Annotated in this window: 15 protein-coding genes; 2 read left to right on the plus strand and 13 right to left on the minus strand. The window is 49.9% G+C overall.

What is annotated here, in order from left to right; genetic code table 11:
• Positions 1–2: 2 nt before the first annotated feature.
• Positions 3–599: a CPBP family intramembrane glutamic endopeptidase gene (locus ACFVVF_RS06440; protein WP_387806477.1), complete on the minus strand. Its 597-nt coding sequence runs from the start codon at positions 597–599 to the stop codon at positions 3–5.
• A 107-nt stretch (positions 600–706) separates the two neighbouring features.
• Here ACFVVF_RS06440 and ACFVVF_RS06445 point away from each other — a divergent pair, with 107 nt between their 5' ends.
• Positions 707–1624: a hypothetical protein gene (locus ACFVVF_RS06445; RefSeq protein WP_387806479.1), complete on the plus strand. Its 918-nt coding sequence runs from the start codon at positions 707–709 to the stop codon at positions 1622–1624.
• A gap of 3 nt (positions 1625–1627) precedes the next feature.
• On the opposite strand, the gene ACFVVF_RS06450 is transcribed toward ACFVVF_RS06445, so the two are convergent.
• A complete protein-coding gene (locus ACFVVF_RS06450) occupies positions 1628–1954 on the minus strand; it encodes a rhodanese-like domain-containing protein (RefSeq protein ID WP_387806481.1) in 327 nt (108 codons plus the stop codon).
• 273 nt (positions 1955–2227) lie between these two features.
• On the opposite strand from ACFVVF_RS06450, the gene serA reads away from it, so the two are divergent.
• On the plus strand, positions 2228–3820 hold the full coding sequence (serA, locus tag ACFVVF_RS06455; protein ID WP_387806483.1) for a phosphoglycerate dehydrogenase: 1593 nt from the start codon (positions 2228–2230) through the stop codon (positions 3818–3820).
• A 200-nt stretch (positions 3821–4020) separates the two neighbouring features.
• On the opposite strand, the gene ACFVVF_RS06460 is transcribed toward serA, so the two are convergent.
• The 11 genes from ACFVVF_RS06460 to ACFVVF_RS06510 all read right to left on the minus strand — a co-directional run bounded on the left by ACFVVF_RS06460 (position 4021) and on the right by ACFVVF_RS06510 (position 14412).
• Positions 4021–5481 (minus strand): ATP-binding protein, encoded by a 1461-nt coding sequence (locus tag ACFVVF_RS06460; protein WP_387806485.1) that lies wholly within the window; start codon positions 5479–5481, stop codon positions 4021–4023.
• On the minus strand, positions 5481–6197 hold the full coding sequence (locus tag ACFVVF_RS06465; protein WP_188887603.1) for a response regulator transcription factor: 717 nt from the start codon (positions 6195–6197) through the stop codon (positions 5481–5483). The genes ACFVVF_RS06460 and ACFVVF_RS06465 overlap by 1 nt, the downstream gene beginning before the upstream one ends.
• A gap of 56 nt (positions 6198–6253) precedes the next feature.
• Positions 6254–7513 (minus strand): cytochrome c biogenesis protein CcsA, encoded by a 1260-nt coding sequence (gene ccsA, locus ACFVVF_RS06470; RefSeq protein ID WP_387806487.1) that lies wholly within the window; start codon positions 7511–7513, stop codon positions 6254–6256.
• Entirely contained in the window at positions 7510–9174 is a 1665-nt protein-coding gene (gene resB / locus ACFVVF_RS06475) for a cytochrome c biogenesis protein ResB (protein WP_387806489.1), read from the minus strand. Before resB ends, ccsA begins: the two co-directional genes overlap by 4 nt.
• Positions 9175–9186: 12 nt before the next feature.
• Positions 9187–9717: a thiol-disulfide oxidoreductase ResA gene (gene resA, locus ACFVVF_RS06480; RefSeq protein WP_387806491.1), complete on the minus strand. Its 531-nt coding sequence runs from the start codon at positions 9715–9717 to the stop codon at positions 9187–9189.
• A 96-nt stretch (positions 9718–9813) separates the two neighbouring features.
• Positions 9814–10554, minus strand: a complete 741-nt coding sequence (locus tag ACFVVF_RS06485) for a pseudouridine synthase (RefSeq protein ID WP_387806492.1) — start codon at positions 10552–10554, stop codon at positions 9814–9816.
• A gap of 54 nt (positions 10555–10608) precedes the next feature.
• Positions 10609–11142, minus strand: coding sequence for a spore maturation protein (locus tag ACFVVF_RS06490; protein ID WP_387806494.1), 534 nt, complete (start codon positions 11140–11142; stop codon positions 10609–10611).
• A complete protein-coding gene (locus ACFVVF_RS06495) occupies positions 11135–11830 on the minus strand; it encodes a nucleoside recognition domain-containing protein (protein ID WP_387806496.1) in 696 nt (231 codons plus the stop codon). Before ACFVVF_RS06495 ends, ACFVVF_RS06490 begins: the two co-directional genes overlap by 8 nt.
• An 18-nt stretch (positions 11831–11848) precedes the next feature.
• The gene (locus tag ACFVVF_RS06500) at positions 11849–13030 is read right to left on the minus strand and encodes a D-alanyl-D-alanine carboxypeptidase family protein (protein ID WP_387806498.1); all 1182 of its coding nucleotides are present in this window, start codon (positions 13028–13030) and stop codon (positions 11849–11851) included.
• 139 nt (positions 13031–13169) lie between these two features.
• On the minus strand, positions 13170–13628 hold the full coding sequence (gene ytfJ / locus ACFVVF_RS06505; protein WP_387806500.1) for a GerW family sporulation protein: 459 nt from the start codon (positions 13626–13628) through the stop codon (positions 13170–13172).
• A gap of 94 nt (positions 13629–13722) precedes the next feature.
• Positions 13723–14412, minus strand: coding sequence for a DUF2953 domain-containing protein (locus ACFVVF_RS06510; RefSeq protein ID WP_387806502.1), 690 nt, complete (start codon positions 14410–14412; stop codon positions 13723–13725).
• Positions 14413–14466: the final 54 nt, after the last annotated feature.

A 14466-nucleotide genomic window follows, 5' to 3' on the forward strand; every position in this document is an offset into this window, starting at 1 on the left:
TGCTATTCTTGCTCCCTCCTGAAACGAATAATGAGCCCCATTATGAAATCGATCATAAAATGCGCAATAATTGGCGCCCATAAAGTGTCCGTCATAGTATAAATCCAGCCTAACCCATAGCTGATCGAAAAGACAAGTCCCGTTGGTATCCAGTGCTTTAGGTACCGGACATGGATTGCTGCGAACACAATACTAGTCCAATAGGCCCCTATTGAATGCTGAATGGCTCCGCGAAACAGCATTTCCTCACAGACAGCAACTATAAAAGATATTACGGCGATATGCCAGACAGGTCGCAATCGGAAGATCCGGTCGTTAACGCCGCCGTCATCGCCCGCTTCCTCAGGCACCCATCTTGAGATTAACAGGTCAACTGCGACTACAGCCCCTGCCAAACCTAGTCCCCACCATACAAATTGAAGGTTTTGCGGAATATGAAATAAATGAATTATGTTCTGACGCTGAAATAATACCCAGATCAAACCGATAATAAGAGTAAGTGCCTGGGTCATGTACAAATTGATGAGCAGCATACGGTCGTCAAGCTCATCTACGCTCACCTTGCGCACGCGTATTTTACGGATGTCGAATTTTTTCATGTCTTCCCGCCTGTCTTGAAGGTTCATATTTCCTTTTATGATCATTTCGCCTATACTGGTAGGGCACAAACGACAGCATCCATTTATTACATAGAAGGAGATTTGTGATGGAGAAAAGATTAACTAGAACCGCTATGTTTTTCAGCGTTGGCTTCGTATTTATGGTCGCTTTCGCTGCCGGCGCCTTCTTCTTCGGATTGAAGATCGGAACGGACAAAGCCGAAACCAAGTATGAGATGAAACAGTTGAAAAGCCAGTCCAATGAAAATGCGGTTCCTTATCAACAGCAAGACCTTGTATCATTCTATCATACCGTATTTTTGCCTTACCGTGAATTTCAAACGGAATGGATCAAATCCATCAACAAATTGCAGCAAGGCCAGTTGAGTGAACCCGTCGCTATTTTCAAAGGGCTGGGCGATCTCGCAAATCGGAAAAGCAAGGAAGTTTCTTCCTTTGATATGCAAAAATCACCGCTGCTTGGACAAGCGCAAGCCAGCATGATTCGCAGCCTGGAACAATTCGAGCAAGCTGCCGGCAAAGCAGCCGTCCATGCGAAAACATTAAAAAACAAACCGCTTATTGATGCTATCGAAAAAGAAACTTCCTACCAAAAGGCGGTAAATAGCACGCTCGACGCCCAGCAAGCTTATTTTAACGCAATGCTGAAATGGGGCGCTACGGTTAATCCGGACATCCCTCGTGATTTCACTTCTCCGAACATCATGGAGATCAATCAATGGAAGAAGCTTCCGTTAATCGTTAAAAACAAGCTGATGGCCGATCATCTGCAGAAGAGAAATCAGCTGGCAGCCTTTTATCCGCAAGACTTGACCAGCCGTGTGGACGAATTCATTCAAACAGGTCAGCAATCTGAGATGAAGGTTCGCTCCATCTCGGCAATTGCAGAGCTTATGGTCAATACCAAAGCGGTTCGCAGCGGCGACTTTACGGCCAGCAAAGCAGCGCAATATGAGAAAGAGACGCTCCCGCAGCTGCCTTTCTTTTATGCTGAAGCCGAATAAAGCTTAATCATACTGAAATCCCTGAAGCAAGGCTATGGCAGCCATTCCTCCCTCAACATTATGGAGACTGCCGTAGCCTTGTTCTTGCAAGTAGCGGCATACGGCAGCGCTTCGCACACCGTGTGCACATACGATATATAGAGGCTTGTCATCATCCAGCTCGCCAAGGCGATGCGGTATTGTGTTCATCGGAATGAGAAGCGACGATTCCAAATGATAATATTCCCATTCATGAAGCTCGCGCACATCGATTACCTGCTCCTGCTGCAGCTTGCCTTCATCCATAAGCTTCAACAGCTCGCCTGCGCTTATATCTTGCCATTCATTCATTTCGTCACTTCCTTTCATTTTAGGGAGGTATAATGGTTGAATCATAACGAAAATTTCATTTTTGAGCAAGTTGAGCATTGCAATTGAACGCCCTATTGCTATAAAATAGAAAAGGTTGTCCATAACGATTTAGGTCGAACTATGACGGTTATTTAAGGCGAACCTTTTTGTCCGGCTCTCACATTTTCGTGCAGAGACGGGATTTTTTGTTTTCTCGCCTTTCATATGAAATTAATTTGAATTCATGCAAAACGTTTAGGAGGCAATCTGCATATGTTTAAAGTTCTTGTATCCGATCCGATCAGCGATTTAGGCATTCAACAGCTTGTTGAAGCAGCGGATGTCACTGTCGACAAAAAACCCGGTCTAAGCGAAGATGAGCTCGTCGCCATTATTGGTGAATATGACGCCCTGCTCGTTCGCAGCCAGACGCGCGTTACGCCACGCATCATGGAAGCCGGCAAAAAATTGAAAGTTGTTGGACGTGCTGGCGTTGGCGTCGACAATATCGATTTGGGAGCCGCGACACAGTACGGCATCATCGTTATCAATGCCCCTGACGGCAACACGATTACAACTTGCGAGCATACTTTCGCCATGATTATGGCCGTTGCCCGCCATATCCCGCAAGCTTATGCCAAAACGGTAAGCGGCGTTTGGGATCGTAAATCCTTCCTCGGCGTAGAGCTCCGCAACAAAGTGCTCGGCGTACTGGGCATGGGACGTATCGGCAGCGAGGTTGCGCTTCGCGCTAAAGCGTTTGGTATGGAAATTATGGGCTATGACCCGTTCATGACAGAAGAACGCGCAGAGAAGCTTGGCATCAAGCTTGCAACTGTAGATGAAATCGTACGGAATGCTGACTTTATGACGGTGCACACGCCACTGACGGCTGAAACGCGCCATATGATCGGCAAAAAACAATTTGAAGTTATGAAACCAGGCATGCGTATCGTCAACTGTGCACGCGGCGGCATCATCGACGAGCTTGCGCTTGTTGAAGCGGTTGACAATGGTATTGTTGCTGGCGCTGCGTTCGACGTATTCGAGGTTGAACCGCCGGCTGCTGACCACCCGTTCCTGACACATCCGAAGATCATCGTGACTCCGCATCTTGGCGCTTCGACCGTTGAAGCTCAAGAAAATGTAGCGATCGACGTATCGGAGCAAGTGCTTCACATTCTGCGTGACGAGCCGTTCAGCAACGCTGTCAACATGCCTCCGATCCCAGCGAACCTTGCAAGCCAGCTTCAGCCTTACTATGCATTAGGCGAGAAACTGGGCAACTTCGTCGCTCAAATTACGGATGGCGCTGTTCAAGAAATTACAGTTGGCTACTCCGGTGAGCTTGCTGAGGTTGATACGCAGCCGCTGACCCGTTACATTGTGAAAGGCGTGCTGTCGCATCATCTGGGCGCCGAGAATGTCAACGTCGTCAATTCCATGCATTTGGCGAAAGAACGTGACGTTAACATCACTGTTAATAAATCGCATGTTGCGAAAGACTTTACGAACCTTGTGTCCGTATCGCTTCGCACGAAAAAAGAAGAACGCAATGCAGCAGGCACTTTGCTGACTGGCTACGGTCCGCGTATCGTACAGATCGACAAGTTCCCTGTAGACGTTACACCGGAAGGCAACCTGATTCTGATCTCGCACAACGACAAACCGGGCATTATCGGCCGCGTTGGCACGCTGCTGGGCACGAATGATGTGAACATCGCGACGATGCAAGTAGGCCGCCAGCTTGTCGGCGGATCCGCTATCATGGTTCTGACCGTCGATAAAGGCGCTGACAAAGCGATTCTGGAGCAATTGGTATCCTTGTCTGACCTGAACTCGGCGAAAGAAATTACGCTGAAATAATTAAGATTTGAATAGATGGCATGACGAGACATCGCTCGCATGGGCCAAGCTTGCAATAAGCTAGCCTATGCGAGCGATGTCTTTTTACGTTCCAATCATGCGTCGATCTGTCACATTTCCGGAGGGTTTGTTCCACGAGCAACAAGATTATTTCTGTCGTTTCAACAAAAAAGCGCTCCTCGCAAGGAGCGCCATGACAGCTATTGTCTAATTTCGACAGGCAGCAGCAGCGTAAAGGTCGTACCTTTCCCAAGGACGCTGTCTACCTCTATGCGGCCGTGATGCTGCGTAATAATGTTCTTAACAATGGCCAGCCCCAAGCCTGTGCCGCCCGATGAACCGCGTTTCCGGGCTTTATCCGCCTTGTAGAACCTCTCAAATATATAAGGCACGTCTTCGCTTGGAATGCCCTGTCCTTCATCCTTCACCTTCAGCAGCACATAACCGAGTCCGTTAATATCCGCCTGTTCACCTGAGATCGTAATCGACTTGCCTGGAGGTGTGTGACGCAATGCGTTGTCCAGCAGGTTGGTCATTACTTGCTCGATCCGGTCTTCGTCCGCGCCCATGACAGCAAGCGGCTGTTCCGGTAATCCGGCAACGAGGGAAACGTCTCTCTCCTTCGCGTACACCTGGAATTTACGGTGAACCCGTTTTACAATTTGCCGCAAATCGACCTGCTGCAGATTGAGCTCGACATGACCGGCTTCCATCCTCGCCATGTCGAGGAAGTCATTAACGAGCCTGCCCATACGCAGCGATTCGTCATAGATGACTTGAACAAGCTCCTTCCGCTCCTCTGGCGTTGCGACGATGTCGTCCAGCAGCGCTTCGCTATAGCCTTGAAGCATAGACAGCGGTGTTCGAATCTCATGCGATACGTTGGCCACGAAATCCCGGCGCAGCTTCTCCAGCTTATGCTCCTCGGTCACGTTCCGGATTACAGCAACTGCGCCCCGGCTAATGCCGTCTGTCTTCAATGGCGCCATCGCTACAGACCAGACGTTGTTATGGACTTGAACCTTGTGTGCAGTGTCCCGGCCTTCTTGAAGCACGGTCTGGAACGTATCCCTGAGCGGCCCCGGCACATCGGCAAATTCGCCGTCTTCCATATCATCATGCCAGGAGCGTTCGATATCGGACCATCTGCCGAGCAGCATTTGTCCAGGCGGGTTGGTCAGGATCACTTTCCCCTCTGCGTCAAAGGTAATAACCGCATCCCCCATCGAACGCAGTATGCTTGACAAATGCTCCTTCTCATGGCTCAAGTCATGGATCAGCTTATCGAGCTGGCCTGTCATATGGTTAAACGTATTGGCAAGCTGGCCGATTTCATCAGAGGATACGATGTTCACGCGGGTCCGGTAATCACCCTGCGAAATGGAATCAGCAGCCTTCTTCAATTGAAGGAGCGGCTGCTGGATTTTGGAAGATAGGAAGAAGGCAAAGAAGGTCGACAATAGAAAGCCGATAATGCCGACCACGATAAACACAACTTTAATTTTCCGCTGATCCTCCACAAACGCAATATCGATATATTGCAGAAGGAACACGCCAAGGATAATGAGGACAAGGGCAACGAGCAGCATAATCGTCCCCCACAGCTTGCCTACGACGCTATGCAGCAAATTGCCCAGCCAGCTTTTACGGAAAAAACCCATTACTTCGGAACCTCAAGCTTATAGCCGACGCCCCATACCGTCGTAATCATCGAAGCTGCATCCGCCGACACCTTGTTCAGTTTCTCGCGAAGTCTTTTAACATGAGTATCTACCGTACGAAGATCGCCGAAAAATTCATAGTTCCAGACATCCTTCAGCAGCTCTTCACGCGAGAACACTTTGTCAGGCGATACTGCCAAATAATGGAGCAGCTCGTATTCCTTCGGCGTCAGGCTTACTTCCTGGCCCCCAGCTGTTACCCGGTGCGCATCATGCTCGATAACGAGATGCGGGAACACGATATTATTGCTGGAGTTGATCTCCTTCGTCAAGAAAGCGGTAGCCGACGAGCGGCGCAGTATCGCCTTCACCCGGTAGATGACTTCTCTAGGACTGAACGGCTTCACAACGTAATCATCAGCGCCTACTTCAAAGCCTTGGACCCGGTTCATCTCCTCGCCTTTTGCGGTGAGCATAATGACTGGAGTCGCTTTTACTTGGCGCAGTCTGGAGCATACCTCCACGCCGTCAATGCCCGGAAGCATGACGTCAAGCAGGATGAGGGCGTAGTCCGTTGCTGTCGCGAGGCGCAGCGCTGTTTCTCCGTCCTCCGCTTCATCAATGACATAGCCTTCTTTCTCCAAATACATTTTCAACAGGCGGCGAATCCGTTCCTCATCATCAACGACCAGAATACGGCTGGCAAAGTCGGACATAGTGGAATGCTCCTTTCCATTCTTCTCAAGTTAGTTGTAAGTTTTCGTTGTAAGTTCTATACGCCTGCATAGGAATGCAAGCCTGCAATAATAAGGTTAACGCCAATCAGTGTGAACAAAATAACGACGAAGCCGATAACCGCCAGCCACGAGGAGCGTTTCCCCTGCCAGCCGCGAGACAGTCTGAAGTGCAAATAGGCACTGTAATACAGCCAGGAGATGAGCGCCCAGACCTCTTTCGGATCCCAGCCCCAGAACCTGCCCCACGCTTTCTCGGCCCATATCATTGCAAAGATGAGAGCGCCTAGAGTAAAGATCGGGAATCCTATTGCAATAGCGCGATAGCTGATTTCATCCAAATCTTCCGGGTCAATGCCGTCCATCAGCGGATGGATGACAGCTGCAAGCGGCTTGCGGAAAGCCAGACGAAGCAGACCGTAAAGAATCGAACCCGCAATGACAGACCAGATTACCGTATTCAGCTTGCGTCCGGCATTCACGCCGTTCATCCAATAGGGTGCTTCAAATACGGCCTTATCCATTCCTAAAAAGGAATCCACCGATTCAGCTTGGCTGTTGTAAGGCTTCACGATCGGAGGGAGCGTATAGTCTACAGTCTCCTTCTTCGTCGATTCAACGCCCTTGCTGTCAATGATCGACTTTTCCTGGACAAAATGCGCTTCATAGCCCATTCCCCGGAATGCGAATACCGCAACGACGAAACCGACGACGACAATAATCGTATAAAGAGAAAACTCTACCCAGAACTGCCCGCGTTTCGCTTTCTTCGACTTGTCGGTAAAATCAATGACGCGAAGCAGATACATGAGGCCAGCCGCAAAGCCGACTGCGAAGAACGCTTCGCCGAGCGCTGCGGTCGTAACGTGAATCTTCAGCCAAATGCTGTCAAGCGCAGGAATAAGCGGCTGAACCTCTTGCGGGAACACCGCCGCATAAGCGATGACGATAACGGTCAAAGGCAAAGCGAACATCCCGAGCAGCGGTTTTTTATAAATCGCATAGACGATCGTGAATGCGATCATAATGGCCATGCCTAGAAACGTAATGAATTCATACATATTGCTCGTTGGAATTTGCTTGCTTCCGATCCAACGGGTAAAGAAAAAGGTTAAATGGCCAACCAGACCAAGCGAGGAAGTGATAAAGGCGATGCGCCCCCATTTTTTCTCGTGCTTCTCAGGGTCGCGATTGCTCCATTTCTTGCCTGCAATTGCAATAACGTAGAACAGAAATGCAAAGCAGTATAGGAAGAATGCAGCGACAAACGCATCACTGCTGAAATCGATTAAACTCACGCGTTGTTCCCTCCGTTATCAAGCGACTTTGGATCTACAGTAATGCCTTGCTGGCGAAGTGCTGCCGCGACATCCGCGCGCATCCCATACCAGTTTTTGTTCGTATGTGCGCCGAGAGACAACTGGCCCTCGTCAATGCGGAGCCAAATGCGCCGGTGCTGCCAGTACGAACCCATCAGCAATCCAATCATAGAAATCGCCGCGCCGATCCATACGTACGGCAGAGCTTTATCCATACGGACGTTCAAATACGTGGAAGCTTCTGAGAAATCTACATTTTCCATGCCCTGCACTTTGATCTCCAGCTTGTCCGCGATCGAGGCGTTCAATTGATCCTGACCGAACTTTTCCTTATCCTTCTGCATCGGGAAGTACATATAAGGCTGTCCCTTCTCAGGCAAGCCCGGTCCGGTAATCAGGAATATAAAGGCTGGGGCATTAGGCTCGCGGCTGAGTGTTACCGGCTCGCCGTCGTCCCCTACCGCGAACTCCATGTAGTTCGCCACCAGCTTCAAATGATAGGCGCCCAGATCATACTCGAGCGGCGCATCCTTCATCGGCAAATCGAAAGGTCCATACGTCTCGCCAGTTGCTTTATTAATCAGTACCGGCTTGACTCCTTTCAGCTTTGGCGTTACGTCATAATCGAACTGATAGAGCTTCAAGCCATTATACTGAAGCGGACTGTTGACCACAATATCATGCCGTTCAACCTCACGCAATTCAGGCTTGGCTGATAGATCTCCGCACTGGCTTTCGCAGGTGTAAAGCACCGCTTTCGTCTCATAAAGCTTGGCGCGGGCTTTTCCTTGCAGCTCCTCCGGCAGCTCGTCATCGGAGTAATAGGTCACTGTAAACTTCTCGTTCTTCACATAATAATTCGTACCATCGATATGAACGATATCGCCGTCGGGTATCGTTACATAACTGTCCATCTGCCAGCCGGGAATCCCTCTTGCCAGAATAGCCAGCAGAAATAGGATTAGGCCGATATGGTTAATGTAAGGTCCCCATCTGCTGAAACGGTTTTTCTCTGCCAGCAGCGCCGTCCCGTCCGAGTAGATCCGGTAGCGCTTACGCTTTAGCTTATTGCCGAAGCTTTGCACCCACTCTTCTGCACTGCCGTCAATTTGAGCGGCATACACCGTCTTTTGACGATTGATGAACCGCAGATGCTTGCGGACCTGCTGCTTGCTAAGCGCACGGTACAGCGGCAGGACACGGTCGAGACTGCAAATGACGAGCGAGGTTCCGATCATTACGAGCAGCGTAATGAACCACCAGGATTCATAAGTATGCGACAATCCGAGCTTATAATAAATCTGGCCAGGAATGCCGTATTGCTCCTTATAGTAGGTGGACGGCTCGAAATTGTTCAAGAACGAATCCTCTTGCGGGTAGATCGTTCCAAGAGTTGCAGAGACGAGCGTCAATACAATTAAATAAACGGCGATTTTGACCGAGGAGAAGAAATTCCAGACCCGGTCGATGATGCTTGGATTGCTCTTCTGCGATCGGCGGGCAACCCCGTCATAACGCATCTCAAGAGGTGTATCCGATTCGGCATTCTCCATCAGAGGCTTGCCGCAGCTTTCGCAGAGCACCGTGCCTACAGCATTCTGATGCCCGCATTCGCATTTCGTGTTATGTAGCGATAACACCTGTGAAACCTCCTAATACTTCAGCAGCTCGATAACCCGCTCATCAATATCCTGTTCCGTCATGCCGCCGACCTTGATCTCCATGATCTTTCCGTCAGGCTTCACGAAAAATGTCGTTGGATACGACCTTAGCCCGTAGCTGCGTTCCGTCTTCTTGTTGATATCTCTTAAGATGGGATAGTTCAGCTCGAAGCGGCGGACGAAATTGTTAACCGTCAGCGTATCCTCGCTCAAGTTGATGGCCAATATTTCCAGACCCTCGTCCTTCCATTTGGCGAATTGGCGCTCGAACTCCGGCATCTCCTTTACGCATGGCGGACAAAAGGTGCCCCAGAAATTGATGACGACAGCTTTGCCCTTGTAGTCCGACAATTGATGCGTGTTGCCTTGCAAATCGACAAGCGTAAAGTCCGGCGGCGTTCCGCCGACCTTCGGTATGCCGTCCTCTTTGGCTGCGAACAGGCTTGTGCCGATCGCATAACCTCCGACTATTAATACGGCAAGCAAAATAACGATTTGAACGGGTCTTCGGTACTTGCCCATCTTGCCTTCACCTGCATTTCATTCTTTGTCAGCTTTGCAATTTGAATAGTTCCATTATAACGAAAATTGGGCGGCAATTACCGTTGCCGCCGTTTACTATTTATGAATTTTGTGTGTCTTGCGCGCCGCTTCCCGCAGCTCTTTCACTTCTACCGGAGTCAAGTGCCGGAACTGCCCGCGAGCCATGTTATTGAGGCCCAGATCTCCGAATTTCACCCTCCGCAGCCGGATAACAGGGTGCTTGATCGCATCAAACATCCGGCGTACCTGACGGTTGCGCCCCTCATAGATCGTAATCCGGATTGTGGACTGCTTTCCTTCAGGATCAACGTCCTGATATTCCGCTTCAGCAGGTGCCGTCATGCCGTCTTCAAGCATTACACCCTTCTTCAGCTGGTCAAGCAGAGAACCATGCGGTACGCCTTCTACCGTTGCATAATACGTCTTCGGTACATGATGGCTCGGATGCGTCAGCAGATTGGCGAATTCGCCGTCATTCGTAAGCAGCAGAAGCCCTTCCGTATCATAATCGAGCCGCCCTACCGGATAGACTCTCTCTTTAATGCCGGGCAAAAAATCAGCCACCACTTTGCGCCCTTGCGGATCCTTTGCGCTTGTGATGACACCTTTAGGTTTATTGAGCATCAAATAAACTTTTTTCTCGCTTCGGATCGGCTTGCCATTAACGGTAATCATATCAGTTGCCGAATCCGCTTTGACGCCAAGGGTCGTTACTTTCTCTCCATTCACTTCCACCTGGCCCGCCAAAATCATTTCTTCGCATTTGCGCCGGGATGCGATGCCCGCTTGCGCTAATATTTTTTGTAAACGTTCCAATGCTTTCACCTCAAACTCCATCATACCGATATGGAGAGCAAAGCACAAGCACCGTTAACCAAATATGTACAAGCAAATCACAATTGCCGCAATAAATCCGACAAGATCGGAAAAAAGGCCGACTTTGAGAGCATATCTCGATTTTCGGATGCCAATCGCTCCGAAGTATACGGTCAATACATAAAGTGTAGTATCCGTGCTTCCTTGGATCGTAGAAGCGATGCGGCCGATCATGGAATCGGGACCATGCGTCTGAATAAGATCTGCTGTAAAAGCAAGTGATCCCGCCCCAGTCAGCGGCCTAAGAATGCCGAGCGGCAATATTTCGCTAGGAACATGCAGCCAGTCGAACAGAGGCTGAACGGCTCCCAGCATCATATCCATCGCGCCAGATGCGCGAAACATGCTGATGGCAACCATCATGCCAACCAGATGAGGAATAATATTAATCGCCGTACCGAAGCCGTCTTTGGCTCCCTCTACAAAGGTTTCGTACACGGGAACCTTGCGGAAAGCCGCATATAAAGGAATGAATACGATAATAGCAGGAATTAGCCATGAAGAGGCCCGTGTAAAGAGCTCAAGCAATTGTTCCACCTCCCGGCGAGGCGGCGGACAGACTATCGGCTGCCGGATGCGGTGCAGCATGCTTCTTGTCCAGCTTTGTCTTCTTTTTATTTATGGAAGGCGGCGGTGCCGATTTACTGCGGCTGCGGTACCAGCGGTCGGCGGCAATCGCCGCTCCGGTAGCGATAATCGTAGCAGCAAGCGTTGTACCGACAATTTCAGTCGGGTTGGCAGAGCCGTAATTCATCCGGATCGCAATTAACGTGGTCGGGATGAGCGTTATACTGGATGTATTAAGCGCCAGAAGCGTGCACATGGCAGGCGTGGCGGTCTGAGGATCCGGGTTCAACTTCTGCAGCTCCTGCATGGCCTTGATTCCCATCGGCGTAGCCGCATTGCCAAGTCCAAATAAGTTGGCGCTCAAATTACTCATAATGTAGCCTAAAGCGGGATGATTTTTCGGTACATCCGGAAAAAGCAGCCGGACGACAGGGCTGAGCAGCCGTGCCAGCTTCTTAAGCAACCCTGCATCGTCGGCAATACGCATCATGCCCAGCCAAAACACCATAATGCTGATAAGCCCAAAACTTACCGTGACGCCCGACTTGGCGCCATCGAACGCAGCTTGCGTAACGGCGTCGATCTGACCGTTCGCCGCCGCCGCTATTACGCTTACTACAATAAAAAACAACCATATCCAGTTTACCAATGTGGCCGCCTCCCCCGATTAGCCAAATAATGCGTTAACGACAGACGCCAGCGATTGAATAAATGCTGGTTTCCCGTTGCTGCTGTATTGCGCTTTCTTATAATCCGCAAGCGCCGATTTGGTCATCGGCTGCTTTTCCGGCAAATGAAGACGTCTGCTGCCGTTCTCGTAAATCGGAATCGCCGCGACCTTACCCCCATTCAGATACCATTCAATAGCGCCCCGTTCCCCTAACGCAAAGCGTGTTGAACTCGTATCCTCGACAACCAGTTTAGATTGCAGCGTTTCATTTTCAGCCAGCGGATATTTAAAGGTTTGACCGATTATATACGGATAGCCAGCCAATTCTTGCCCTTTGCTGGCGATTTCCATCAGAGGGTAATAGTTAAACCCCCAATCGAGCATCGCCCGATGATCATTCCAATCATCGCCATCATTAATCGTTACTGCGGCAAGCTGCTGTCCGTTGCGTGTTGCGGAGCTGACCAGACACCGAAAACTTAGCTTGGTATATCCGGTTTTGACCCCGTCAGCACCTTCGTACATAGTCAGCATTTTATTTTTGTTCTTCCAGCTGTATTGCCAATTTTCATGCGGATTCGGTGCCGTCTTCACCTTCGTGCTGACGATCTCGGCGAATACCGGATTACGCAGCGCATACGCCGTCAGCTTGGCCAAATCGTTAGCAGACGAATAGTGCCCGTCCTCATCCAGCCCATGAGGATTTTTGAACTGGCTATTTTCCAATCCCAGCATTTGGGCCTTCTCATTCATCAGCAGCACGAAGCCTTCCTCCGAACCGCCGACATGCTCAGAAATCGCTGTCGCTGCATCATTGCCTGAACGAAGCATGAGCCCGTACAGCATATTAAGCAGCGTCATTTCTTCCCCCAGCTCCAAATAAATCGAAGAGCCTTCCCGGTGCGCTGCGCGTTTGCTGGTCTTAACCGTGTCTGACAGCTTGCCATGCTCGATCGCAACGATCGCCGTCATAATTTTGGTTAAGCTGGCAATGCGCATTTGCTTATCTCCTTCTTCGCTGTAGAGCAGTCTCCCTGAATTGACGTCTATCAAAGCGGAAGCCTTGGCATTTGTCTTGAGCGGTTTGATCTCAGCGTTTGCCGTCTTCTGAAAGCTTGTCCCGGCAAGCAGCGCTGCAAGAAATAAGATGGGCAGCCGCCGCAGCTGTCTTCGCAACATCGTATTGCAGCTCCTTTCGTTGTCATTTCTCGGGTGCAAAATTAAGAGTCTTGTACATCTATATGCATTATGGGGCGAAAACAGACTTTGCCGCGATCTTGAAATGAAAAACTGCCCTTACGGGCAGTCATTCCCTCATTCAGATAAGGGTGTCGCTTCCGTCCGATATATAATCATGGGACCGGGATGGCGACTTCATCATCGATTGAACTTTATCGAATACCTGCGGCGCAGAATCGATAATACGCTCCAGCAAATGCGTTTGATTGTCCAGCGGAACGACTCTGACGCCTTGCGTGCCTACGACAAGAAAAGCGATTGGCGTAATGGAAACACCGCCGCCGCTGCCCCCGCCAAAAGGAAGGGAAACAGAAGCATTATGGTTATGCCCGTCCGAGTGAGACGCGCCTTCGGAGCCGTCCATACGGATATCGCTGCCGCCGGCGACAAAACCGAAGCCAACCTTGGATATTGGCATAATAATGCTGCCGTCCGGCGTCTGTACCGGATCGCCAACAATCGTATTTACGTCCACCATTTCCTTAATGTTTTCCATTGCTGTTTGCATCAAGCCTTGAATTGGATGTTCAGCAGCCATGTTGTTGAAGCCTCCTCTTTGCGCTTATAGGATAAGGACTTACCTACGCTTTTTGTATTGTGCACAGTTTGGGACGGAGTATGTACGTTTGCGTTTAAGCTTTGGACAATATATTCTGCCACTCCTTCATACCGCCTTTTGACTTTTTCGCACTTCTAAGCAAATGGATGCCTGCCACGATGGCATGGCCAAAGCGGATTTGCGCCGTACAGGACCATTCCGTCGAAAATGAAGCTTTACTGTAGTTTGGCTGAACCTGCAGCTGCGGATCTGTCTTCAATCTAAGCAATTGCGACATAACGCCAAGCATCGTCGTTTTGACCGACCACACGCCTCCTGTCGCCATCGCTGTCCACATTGCATCACCGACGCCGATCTCTGTCGACCAGTACCATTGCTTCAGCTGCACCTTGCTTAACGTCTGCTTCACCCAGCTTGGCAAGTGGCGCGTCAATTGGACGATTTGCTTAAATGTTTCTATGCTTTTCATAATCCGCTCGATTCCTACTTCGTCATCCTTTTCCTGCTTGCTGACCATTCCCGCTCCGCTGCCCGTCATTTCTTGATGCAGCTTGAACACACGTCCATAGAACTCTACAGTCGGGATATGCATTTGATAGCTGACCAGTCCAAACAAACCTTTTACATCAAATTCGATATCGTCATTGCTGCCTGTCTTCCGGAAATGCCCGTGGATCACGATTGGAGAAACGTACACAATCGTTAAGAGGATCAGCAAAAAAAGAACGGCCGCCGCAATCCAGCCGTAAAGGGAACCGTACATCCATGCTTCCTCCGTTTTCCGAAATTGGATTTATCTTAGTATGATAAAAAACAA

It is taken from the genome of Paenibacillus sp. NPDC058174, assembly GCF_042883865.1.
Classification (GTDB): domain Bacteria; phylum Bacillota; class Bacilli; order Paenibacillales; family Paenibacillaceae; genus Pristimantibacillus.